At 38.7% G+C, this 11,904-nt stretch carries 10 protein-coding genes and 1 pseudogene; all 11 read right to left on the reverse strand.

What is annotated here, in order from left to right:
- Positions 1 to 877: hemagglutinin repeat-containing protein (locus BKK54_RS11385; RefSeq protein WP_208605827.1), on the reverse strand; the 877-nt coding region annotated here is incomplete at its 3' end.
- Between the two features lie 774 nt (positions 878 to 1,651).
- Positions 1,652 to 1,846 carry a hypothetical protein gene (locus tag BKK54_RS11395; RefSeq protein WP_077543181.1) on the reverse strand — a complete coding sequence of 65 codons (195 nt, stop codon included), beginning with the start codon at positions 1,844 to 1,846 and terminating at the stop codon, positions 1,652 to 1,654.
- A complete protein-coding gene (locus BKK54_RS11400) occupies positions 1,839 to 2,684 on the reverse strand; it encodes a hypothetical protein (RefSeq protein ID WP_077543182.1) in 846 nt (281 codons plus the stop codon). Before BKK54_RS11400 ends, BKK54_RS11395 begins: the two co-directional genes overlap by 8 nt.
- A gap of 555 nt (positions 2,685 to 3,239) precedes the next feature.
- Complete coding sequence (locus BKK54_RS11410) at positions 3,240 to 5,078, reverse strand: hypothetical protein (RefSeq protein WP_077543184.1); 1,839 nt, start codon at positions 5,076 to 5,078, stop codon at positions 3,240 to 3,242.
- A 131-nt stretch (positions 5,079 to 5,209) separates the two neighbouring features.
- Positions 5,210 to 6,010, reverse strand: coding sequence for a hypothetical protein (locus tag BKK54_RS11415; protein WP_077543185.1), 801 nt, complete (start codon positions 6,008 to 6,010; stop codon positions 5,210 to 5,212).
- Positions 6,011 to 6,019: 9 nt separating this feature from the next.
- On the reverse strand, positions 6,020 to 8,377 hold the full coding sequence (locus BKK54_RS11420; RefSeq protein ID WP_143541469.1) for a VENN motif pre-toxin domain-containing protein: 2,358 nt from the start codon (positions 8,375 to 8,377) through the stop codon (positions 6,020 to 6,022).
- Positions 8,313 to 8,882, reverse strand: coding sequence for a hemagglutinin repeat-containing protein (locus tag BKK54_RS11425; RefSeq protein WP_158074632.1), 570 nt, complete (start codon positions 8,880 to 8,882; stop codon positions 8,313 to 8,315). The genes BKK54_RS11420 and BKK54_RS11425 overlap by 65 nt, the downstream gene beginning before the upstream one ends.
- Positions 8,883 to 9,047: 165 nt before the next feature.
- Positions 9,048 to 9,479, reverse strand: a complete 432-nt coding sequence (locus BKK54_RS11430; protein WP_077543188.1) for a DUF6911 family protein — start codon at positions 9,477 to 9,479, stop codon at positions 9,048 to 9,050.
- Position 9,480: 1 nt separating this feature from the next.
- Positions 9,481 to 9,744, reverse strand: a pseudogene (locus BKK54_RS11435) (cytidine deaminase-like fold-containing protein); the annotation flags it as partial.
- Between the two features lie 65 nt (positions 9,745 to 9,809).
- The gene (locus tag BKK54_RS11440) at positions 9,810 to 10,226 is read right to left on the reverse strand and encodes a hypothetical protein (protein WP_077543190.1); all 417 of its coding nucleotides are present in this window, start codon (positions 10,224 to 10,226) and stop codon (positions 9,810 to 9,812) included.
- Positions 10,227 to 10,240: 14 nt separating this feature from the next.
- Positions 10,241 to 11,904: scabin-related ADP-ribosyltransferase (locus BKK54_RS11445; RefSeq protein ID WP_208605828.1), on the reverse strand; the 1,664-nt coding region annotated here is incomplete at its 5' end.

The raw sequence follows: 11,904 nt of genomic DNA on the forward strand, positions 1-11,904 counted from the left end.
TATACGCCGCATTCACCGATGCACCGCCGCCCGAACCATAGGCTATCGAACCGCTTGCTCCCGCACTCACTTGTTTCGAGTCGTATTTTTCTATGTCTTGACGGCTGGTCAGCGTCAAGTTTTGAAGGTCTGCCTCCCAACGTTTCGTATTGATATTTGCCGCTTCAAGGCTTAAGCCTCCTTCTTCGCTATTCGTGATGAGTTTATCGGCATTTAGGCGGCTGTTTTGCCAACGTTCGCTATCCGAGTTCGATTTGCCTTTCGCTGCATTCACCGACCCTTCCAATCCAAAGCCGTAGCTGTTGCCGTTCATCCCCACAAAGACACCCACACTTCCTCCGACCGATTGGTTTTTCGTGCGTTGGTGCTCTTCGTCTTTCACCCCTTTAACCTCAATACCACGTTTACCCGAAAGAACCATCACTTTCGCATTCCCATCCACCCCTTCAAACGTCAGTTTTTCATCTCGGGCTTTCACACTTAATATGCCTGTGCTCAATGTTGATTTTTGATGGCTGATACTTTGGCTTTCACTACTTTGGGTTTGTTTTTGGTTGCCGTAGCTAACACTGATTTTCACACTTGGATTAGAGGTCGTACCCGTCTCTTGCATTTCCCCTGACCCTAACGCAGCCAAGGTTTCCGTCACTTTACCCACATTTTGGGCAGCCATCGCCATCTCTTCCGCCGCTTTCATCGCATAAAGGGCCTTCAGTTTCGGGTTACTGACTTCCTCACTACGTTTTACACTCTGATAAGCCGCTTGGGCCATATCCGTCACCGGTGTGCTGACCGCCAACGTTAACCCCGATTGTTGATATTCATGACGCTCACTGGTGTTGATGATGTCTTTCCCTGCTTCCACTTTCACTTTCACTTTCGCACCCTCAATATCAATGCGGTTTGTCCGTGGCGTAATTTTTAATATATTTTATTCATATCCTATTTTTCACTTAATAGTTTTTAAAAACCCATCCAACCAAATAGCAGCCAGTGTTCTCAAAAAGGAGATAGGGTAATATCCTAGTCACTGTTTAAAAAGACCTAGAATATTTATCTGATTAAAATCAAATTTATATTACCAATATAAAGCTGCCACAAGAATAAGTATAATGGAAACTTTTATAGCTCTAATAAAATTATTTTTTCATTATTATCTTTCCCTTATAGTGTCATATCCCTTATTAAATATATTTACACCTACCTCTCTTAATAACCCACTACCTCCCTTTTCATCAATAACCGAACCAACTACATTTCCCCCAGTTGTTTTAAGCACATCATATTTTCCACTATTAACCCAATCAACCGTAACCGCTAAACCTACTGAATAAAGAAAATCTATTACTGATACTCTTAAATTCTCAGTCGTTAATAGTTTAACATCTATATCTCAGTTAGTATTTCTTAAAGCCTTACTTACATAAAAACCAATCAATACCCAAAAAAATGAAATAGGGTAAAATTTTAATAACGTTTTTAATAAAAATAAAACTTTAACTTTGTTAAAATCAAATTTATATGCTGAATACAGAGCAGACATAAAAGAACCTTTAACGATTTTAAAAAACTCATTTAGATTCATTACCTTCCTCATATTCATGGTCAAATATTTCTCATATCCATTTATAATTAATCCCTTAACCCATATCTACTTATCCTTCATCATCTTATTAAGATAAAAGCAAAACATAATAGCAAAAAAAATAAAAGGAAATAAATCCAATACCTTAAAGATATTAATTTTACTTAAATCAAAATTAAATTTTGATAAAGAGTATAAAAGCCCCCCACCCATAACAACTAAAGAAAGTTTAAGTATTAAGCAAAATTCATTTTTATTCATTACTATCTCCTGAATTCAATTTTTCATAAATTTTTTCAAAAGAATTCACTCCAATTTCTCTTAAAACAGGGGATAATAACTTACCACCAAACTTTTCTTCAATTATAGCCCCAACTACAGAGCCACCAACAACTTTATTAACATCATAAACTCCATTATCTTTATTTCTATCCGAAATAATGCTCATACCAATACTCGGGATTATCGGCATTCCTGCAGTTGCAGCAGCTAAAGCGCCTGAATAAGCGACATTTACACCTGAATTTTTTAGATTCTCAACCGTTAGTGCTTTTCCGGTTGCATAATCATATGCCTCAAACCCAGCCTTAACACTTGCTGAGGTTGCAGCACCTTTTAATACCGTTCCCACAGGTTGTTCACCCATTGATTTTATTGAGTTACGCACATAGTTTCTTGCGCCATTAACGCCTATATCAATTAAATCAACATAACCATACTGAGCTTGTAAATAAGCCTTATCCGAAGCATTCTTCACAACGGCTATTCCTTCTTTCACATCTTTCGATAATTCTCTCGCCACATGTCCTGTTTCTGATGCTATTTTTGCCCCTTCCGCAACAACTTGATTCCCAACCTTCGCCGTTGCGCCCAGTAGTGGCTTAGCTCCTGCATACAAGTTAGGCAAATCGTAAGACAAATTAGCTAACTCAGGTGTCAATCCTGTCATTTGACTAAGTAACTGACCACCCATCGTATACTGAGGCTTGCCCGTCACCATCGCTTTTGCTCCCGTATAAGCATGATCTGCTCCATAGGCAACAACAGGTACACCTGCGGCACAGCCAATACCGGTTTTTCTTACCTTTCTTACTATCAATTATCTTTTCTTCCGTTTCTAAATATACCTCACACGATATAGTCAATATCATGGAAAAAAGAAAAAAGGGAAAATGTACTTTGTAGCAAACGAAATTACCGGAGGATATCCTCTAAAATACATCGCTATAAACAGTAAAAAATTCATAATAATTGAGGAAAAAAAGCTTTAAAAAAACAATCACTACTTTTCTCACTACTATTTATCCTCATTATTGAGTAAAATGAATAAATCTAACAGATAAAATATAAATACTCTAACAAGATCATTTATATTTATTTCTATATCCCTTATACGATCCTTTTTTTAAATTATATCCCTTTCCTCTTAAATGTTTTAAATTTTTTCCACTAATTTTTTTATCTTTACCATAAATCTCTGAAGAATAGTAAGAAATCAAGATAGCAGAAAAACATAAAAAGCCTCCCCATATTATAAGATTATAGAAAAAATGATTTAAACCAGGATCAATCACCTCTCGAATAATAAGAGTAAAATATATAAAATAAAAAGATAGAATCGATGCTATGATTATTCTAAGAACCTTACTCACTCTCATTTTTTGTCCTTGTTTAATTCTTCTGAAGTATTATTAATATTCTCTAATACTTTATTTGTACTTGAAGATAGAAGCCTTTTAATTCTTTCATCTTTTATAAACATTCCAAAATTTTTAGAAAGCCAAACTGATGTTCCAGAATCCCTTACTGCATCTCCTACAGATTTCCCTTCAATCAATCCTTTCGTAACATCCAAACCAAATCCCACTCCATCATTGGCCTTAAATGTGGCCGCTGAATAGGTCGAATCAACAAGAACTTTTCCTCCGCTCTGTAAAAGATTATTACTATTAATTTCCTTTTTCCCTGTCGCATAAGGAATACTCTCAGCTACTGTATTTATTGTCGCCTCTATACCAAAGACTACTTTATAAGGTTTAGGTATTGCGCTATAGCCACTCACAATATCTTTACCTATTTCTCTAGCCACATATCCTGTTTCTGATGCCATTTTTGCTCCTTCTGCTACAACCTGATTCCCAACCCTCGCCATAGCACCCAATAGTGGCTTAGCTCCTGCATACAAGTTAGGCAAATCGTAAGCCAAATTAGCTAACTCGGGGGTCAATCCTGTCATTTGACTAAGTAACTGACCACCCATCGTATACTGAGGCTTACCCGTCACCATCGCTTTTGCTCCCGTATATGCATGATCTGCTCCATAGGCAACAACAGGTATACCTGCGGCACAGCCAATACCGGTTTCACAAAGCCCTGTTCCAAATGCAACCGCACTTACCCCTCCTATTGCCTGAACACCTCCTCCTGCTCGTGTTGTCACACCATATTTGGAGTCAATTCTTGTAGCTTGATCAAGTGCTTTATAACTCTCGTTATAGACAAAGAGTTTATTCTTGATTCCTGCTCCCCAAGGATCGAACAATGTTTCGGTTTGACTTTTTAATAATGCTCTTTCTTGTGCGTATTCCGCTGTATTACCCAACAATTCTAACGCTCTCGCTTTTTCATAAATCTCTGCATAATCAGGCGAGTCTGAGGGTATCTGTGCAGGACAATGCACCAATGCACAAGCCGCAATTTCTAAGCGGCGTTCTTTTTCTTCATCGCCATTAGCCAGAATTTTGATGCGTTCCTTTTCATTTTGATGCAACTGCCGATTAAAGCTCTCCGCATTGTAAGAAGCCAATGCGCCTTGCTTCACCGCATCACTTGAGCCACCTGTCACCGCTCCCGCCATTGCACCTATCATCAGCGCCGTTGCCTGTTGTGCCGCCTCTCTTAATTTCTCCTTTTGTTGTGGCTCGAGATTCAGCGCTTTAGTCTGTTCTTTCAGATAATCTGTCACATAGCTGTTCAACCACTCTGAAGATGCACCCGCCACTGCACCTGTCGCTACATTTCCATCACCCATTTTCGCTGCCAATGCCCCTGCAACCGCATGCATCAGGATTTTTTCCTGACTGCCATCTTCAAAATCAAACGCTTTTGCCACATCGCCCGTGATTTTTGAGAACAACTCCCCGGCTACTTTTGCCGCTTCTTGCCGCTCTCTGATTTCCTCTAAATCAAAGGCTTTTACTTTTTGATTCGCATTTGCCGTGTCTCTCAAAAGGGCGGTCAGATTTTCCGGGGTTTCGGTTTCAATATGAATGTTTTCACTGATGGCTGATTTCGTCAGGCTATGCTCACTTTCCTGTTTATTCCCTAACAAACTTGCCACCGCTCCCATCGCATTTTTGGCATTCTGTCCCATATCCGTTGAGATTCCGGCACTGACACTTTTCACCTCCACTTCACTGTGATTCTCAATATCACTATAGCTGAGCGATTGCGTTTTAAAATGATTTTTTGATGCCTCTGCACGGCTTTCCATCACCGCACCGTTGATATGTGTGTTTTCCTCAACCTTTACATTCAGCCCACTTAATAATTTTATAAAACAAAAAAGTGCGGTTGATTTTTAAATAGTTTTAAAACTTTCTAAAAATCAACCGCACTTTAGTTTTATTTACGTTTCAATAACGCCTTCACAAAATCAGGCTTATCTTCATCTTTTACAAATTCATAAAAGGTGTAAATCACTTCTTCCGGTGTGTATTCTTTTTCCCTTGCATCGCAGATAGTTTTCAGCCAGTAAAGCATTTCAACCGAGCGTCCTTGAATATATAACATCTGTAAATGTTTCTCGAGAAACCCTTTTCCTGCTTTATCTAATTCGTCCACTGAATATTTACCTTCTGAAAAATGCAAACAGTAGGCATAAGCAAGATTATAACCGGTTAACCTAGTCGAAAATTTGAATAATTTTCCTTTTGTAACAAACTCATAATGCTTAATGGCTTTATCATATTCTTTCGCCTGAATGTAACGTAAAAGATCTATTGCAAACTCCTCTTTTTCTTCTTTTCCCAACGGGACTGAATAATCAAGATTAAGATTCCATTGTTCTTGCCAATACACAGCATTTTTCCAAAGTGAAACATTATTCTTTCCAGTATTTATCCAGTATGCAAAAGCAATTGAACTTGTTAATAGACATTGATGGAAGTTTACTTCACCAGCAGATTCTTTATTTGAAATTCCTTCATTTAACCAATCTATGATTCTCGGTAAAAACTGAGAATAGAGTGATTCAAAACCCACACTATAACCATATATCACAGAATCAAGATCATTTACTCCTGCATTGCCTACAAGTGTCAAAGATTTTTTATCTTCATCTGTACGCTGTATATAAAAGAAACCAAATCCATTTTCACTTTTGGTTTCTCTTACTTTTAAAATTTTGTCTTTAATGCCCACCATCTTTCTCTCCTAACATTTTGTCTTATTGCAATATTTTTGAATAACAGAGTTTTTAACTTTTCCACTTCCAACAGTATAAGTAGAAAAATTACCTTCGTCTAAATTCTTTAATGCTTGTTTCTTGATCTGAGGGCTTAAATTATTAGCTCCCTCTATTTGTTCGCGAGCCTCCTTAATAGCTTTCAGTCTAGAACTTTCTCTCTCAAAAGTCGGAGAATTTTCCCCTTTAATTGAATTACTACGATATTTACTATCCCACAACTCAACCTCCCCTGTCTTCGTATTCACCGAAATAATATCACTACCGTGTTTTCCCGAACTGTCACCCCATTTAATCACTTGGGTATTTGGGCGTTCTGCCACAGCATTAGCAAGTCTAATTTCATGAATATAGCCGTTGATATGAGAGTTTTTATTTGCAGTCGAAACATCTGTTCTACCCTTAGAAATTTGTTGTGGCTTATACTCATAACCAGCTACAGGCTCCGGTAAATTTGGATTTAAACGTTCTCCATTAAAAACTAATTTTGCCGGTGTGTTAGATAAGGTTTGTTTTGTTCCTCCTTCAAACGACACAAACTTATTATTGTTAAAGAAAATCGGATTACCTTTTCCATCATCACCTACATAATGATAAGCTCCTCCCTTCGGTCCTTTAATTTCACTTAATGAGATATATTCATAACCTTCCGGTAACGGCTTACTTAACTCTTCAAGTCCAATCTTCGGTTTAATTACACTGCCTGTTTGTAAATCAGGTAATCCTAAAATTGTCCTTTCTGCAGCTTCACTTATAGCTTTACTCGCTACTTTAACACTGGAACTCGCCGCTTTTCCTACTCCAACCAGCTCAAGCAAAGCTGAACCGCCTCTCACTGCTGCAATCGTATCTATCTCATTGACCATATTTTTACCGTAAAGGTAATTAACATCCTTAAGGTTGTAATTTCTCCCCAAAATATCTTCACCCGATTGTTTAACCGCTCCGGATAAATCTTTCAACATTCCCCAACCAGCTGATATACACATATTCTCTTTTAAGCAATTCGCCAGACCAAAATTAATTGGCGACAATACTTTTTTAGGATTATCAAACGTATACAATGCACCATTTACTGTGGTTTCTACACCATCAGAAAGCGATTTTGCATAAAGGTCATATTGCACTTTAGGTTGTAGCGTTTTCGTAATAACACCGTTATTTGCTTTATCAAATTTCGCTAACGCTTCTGAGTATTTGCCTGCTGAATAATACTCGTCCTTATTAGCTGTAAACATAGTTTGGCGTATTCCATTCTCATTAATGAAAGTACCGCGATTATCATAAGGAGGGACATCACCTTGTGATGTCGCACTATTTAGGAAAGATTTCGCTTGGCTATCCGTATTCCCTATTTTCTTTAACCACGCAAAATCAACTTCCTGTGCGGCTTGTGTGATGAGTCGCTCCTTCGCTTCCTGTTCCGTCACTTGATAACCTAAACGTTCACTTTCTTCTTTCGCAAACCGTTTGGCGTTATCTTCTATCCATTGAATCTCATCAGGATGCAACTGCCGATTAAAGCTCTCCGCATTGTAAGAAGCCAAGGCGCCTTGCTTCACCGTTTCACTTGAGCCGCCTGTCACTGCCCCCGCCACCGCACCTATCATTAAGGCCGTTGCCTGTTGTGCCGCTTGTCTTAATTTCTCTTTTTGTTGTGGCTCAAGGTTCAGTCCTTGGGTTTGCGCTTTCAAGTAATCTGCGACATAACTGTTCAGCCATTCCGAACTAGCGCCTGCCGCCGCACCCGTGGCAATATTTCCATCTCCCATTTTCGCCGCCAAAGCACCCGCAATCCCATGCATCAGGATTTTTTCCTGACTGCCATCTTCAAAATCAAACGCTTTTGCCACATCGCCCGTGATTTTTGAGAACAACTCCCCGGCTACTTTTGCCGCTTCTTGCCGCTCTCTGATTTCCTCTAAATCAAAGGCTTTTACTTTTTGATTCGCATTTGCCGTGTCTCTCAAAAGGGCGGTCAGATTTTCCGGGGTTTCGGTTTCAATATGAATGTTTTCACTGATGGCTGATTTCGTCAGGCTATGCTCACTTTCCTGTTTATTCCCTAACAAACTTGCCACCGCTCCCATCGCATTTTTGGCATTCTGTCCCATATCCGTTGAGATTCCGGCACTGACACTTTTCACCTCCACTTCACTGTGATTCTCAATATCACTATAGCTGAGCGATTGCGTTTTAAAATGATTTTTTGATGCCTCTGCACGGCTTTCCATCACCGTGCCGTTGAGATGTGTGTTTTCCTCAACCTTTACATTCATTCCACCTTGCCCGACATAAAAGCCCGTTTGTTCTACCACTTGTGGCATAATTCACTTTTGCTTTATTTTGAGCATAGTGGGCTGAGGCACTTGAGCCGGAGCCATAAATCGCTACACTAAAACCTGCCCCCGCTTGCTCTTGTTTGGAATCATAGCGGTTGCTGTCTTGGCGGCTTTCAAGAGTTAGATTCCCTTGAATCCTTCCATCAAGACGCCCTGTATTGAATATGGCACCTTTAAAGTTAGCATCCTGACCGGTATTGATGAGCGTTTCTTCAGCATTTAAATAACTATTACGCTGCGTAATACTGTCGCTGTTTTCATGTCCTTTTCCTACCTGTGTCGAGCCTTCTATGCCAAAGCCGTAACTGCTGCCACTCGCACCGAGGAATACACCCAAACTCCAACCGCTATTCTTATTTTCACTACGGTTACGAGAAGTATCTTGCACCGATTCCACATTCAGGTTTTTTGCCGCATTAAATTCGGCTCGCTTCGCATTAATGCTTGAGCCCAAAATATCAACATCACCTTGATGACCGGTTATCGACACCGTTCCACCACTAAAGTATGAAGTTAATCTTAACTCTGAAAAATTCTCATAGGATGCCTCATCTCTCGTTTTGAAGATGCAGCAAATAACACACTGGATTATTTCCATATTCATCTATTATTTTTTGACGATTACATTCGCTTCACTCTATTTACATAAAATCCTTTAATAGATCCTATCCATTAAGTCATAAGAAACATTTCCTGTTTCTAAAAACTCTAAAAAAACTTTCTTAATAAATTCAAAATCTGTTGTTATTGCATCTGGTGGATATAATTCCCCATCAGATAGAAATTCTACTAACTTCCATTCTCCGTTAAAGTTAGCTTTTCCCCGAATAATCATTTCTCCATTAGCTCCTACATATTCAAGTAAAGTAAATAAATACTTTTCTCCATCATATTGAACTGATAATTCAGAAGGACCAAGCTCAGGCTCTGGATCCACACATAATCTTGCTGACCCAGTACAACATCTTAAAAACTCTAAATTTTTTAGAATATCTTCTTTTGTTGGATTATGTGTCGAAATTAAATTATTGTATTTTTTATTTAAACCTTTTCCTTTATATAAAGTACATGAAAAAATCATCTTCATTTTATTCCTTCCTTAACTTAATTGATGGCATACCTACTTTCCAATCGTAAATAACAGGAATACCATCTTGATTGACTGCATAAACAGTTACCGACTTCAATCCAGCTTTCTCGGCCGCTAAGGCAATATCTTGACGGCAGTAGGTACAAACATCCTTACCTTGAACTTGAATGACCATGTCTTTGCCCTTTGTACCACCTCTCTCATAAGCTTGTTGGATTGCACCGACTTCTGCATGAGAATTTTCCATATTTGAGTTTGGATAAGGTTTTCCATTTGGTAATAGCGGTTAAAGAAAGTTTAGGAAATTTATTTTTAGGGTTACACTACCTAGTTACCACAAAGAGAATTAAGCCACTTAAAATAATATTCTTTTTGTAATTCGACTGAACTAGTTAAATCATGTTCCTCATAATCAAATAAACTAACCACATTATCAAACGTTGCTTGTTCTCCTAACTCCATTTCATATGCTTTTAATCCCATTCCCATTTGAATAAACATTCTAGATGGATATACATTAATCTTATATCCTTTACAGAATAAAATTATGTTAGGATAGCAAAATTTAAATTCAGATAAACATTCAAAGAAATTATCTTTAGTTATAACAACTAAATGTTCAAGATGAACTATAAGCTTACATTTATGATCAAATTGTTCTTCAAGAGTAACATTTAAATTTTTGATAGATTTATTATCTATAGATGCTTTTATAAATAAGTCTTTCTTATAAAATTCTTCCATTCTTACAACCTTTACTATCGATTTAAAATACTGTGATTACCTAACTTACCATTTTTATCAACAGGAGTAACACCTAAAATATTTTTAGGATTTATGCCGTATGGTATAGCTATTTCTTGCTCACTTGGGTAAGGGCTTGTAGAGCCTAATGTCCTATTCACATCAATACCTCCATTGGGCTTAATTGCATATACATATCCATTTCTAGAACCAAAGTTTGTTGCAAAATTAATAGCAACTCCTTGAGATATAGAAGTACTAACAAAATTACTTGGAGGAGAAGTATTATCTCTAGCATGTAATAAGAGATCTGTACTATTCCCCCTAGGAAAGAATCCTAGATTAAAGATCTCTTTAGGAGTTCTAGAATCTCCTCTATACGTAAATGAATAGTCACTATCCCCCACATTCTTACGCTGATAATTATCCATACCTGTCTTAGGATAATTTTTATCTTTGCTTGAAAAAGAAAGCTTCGGTAGCTTGTCTTTTAAGGCTATTCCTCCAAGCCCGACAGCCTCTGCCGCACCTAAAGCCAAGGTTCCATAGTGCAAACTTTGTGGTAATTCCGCTCTTGTTTTGGCGTTTTCTTGCTCCACAAAATCACTCATCTTCGCTTTCAGCTCATCACTTAAACCATTAAAGTATGAAGTTAATCTGAGTCCTGAAACATTCTCATAGGCTGCTTCATCACCCGTATTCATCAGTTGCATATGCGGTAAATAACACACCGGATTATTTCCGCATTCTTCAAGCATTTCTCGGCGATTACGTTCGCTTAACTTGGCATATTTTTCAAAAATCGGTTTCGTGTCTTTACCTTCTTTTTCTGCTTTCGCCAGTTCTTTGACTAGGCTATCCACTTCGCCGTTATAGAGATAATTATTCTCCACCGCCCTTTTCGCCGTCTCCGCCCCTGCCGTAGCAGTGAGGAATGAGCCGCCCTGTTGCTCTGTCGTACCGTTCGCTTTAGCGGTAAGTGCGCCTGCCAAGCCGCCCGCTAATTGGCTTAAAGTGCTGATGTTTTCTTTCTCACTTGCCGTTAGTTCCTTCGGCGATTTTTCGTAAAGTTTTTGAGCAATAATCTCTGCTGTGACTTCACCCGTCACGCCCGCTACTGCACCGGTCAACGGGTCTTTGCCTGTGACTTGGAACTCTACTGCTGAAAGTAAAGCATGGGCTATCAGGTTGGTCGCCTTGTCTTTTGCCGTATCGCCTTCTGTCATTTCGTGGATTTTTTGGTTGAGATAAGGCGAGGCAAGTGCCACTATTGCACCATTGCTGTCGTTTTGTGCCGCGGCTTGAAGCGCTGCCGTCACCGCTCGAATCGCCATCCCTTTTTCACTGCCTATGCCGTAAGTGCGGTCGATATTCTCTTGGATTTGGTTGATGTCTTTTCCAAGTTGTTGGGCTTGAGAACTGTCTTTTCCGTATTTCTCTTCCGCTTTAAATTTCTCAAGGCTGAGTTTGTTTATTTTCTCCCGCTCTTCATAGGTAGCAATTTGAATGGCGTTGTTTGAGATTTCACCTATCACTTTCGCCATTTCTTGCTGCTCTTGCACCTTCTTCAAGTCTTGTTTATTGACTTGTTCGTTGGCATTTTGGGTGTCTCTTGAAAGTGCGGTCAGATTTTCCGGTGTTTGCGTTTCAATGCGGATATTTTCACTGATTGCCGATT

It is taken from the genome of Rodentibacter genomosp. 1 (assembly GCF_001999285.1).
Classification (GTDB): Bacteria; Pseudomonadota; Gammaproteobacteria; order Enterobacterales; family Pasteurellaceae; genus Rodentibacter.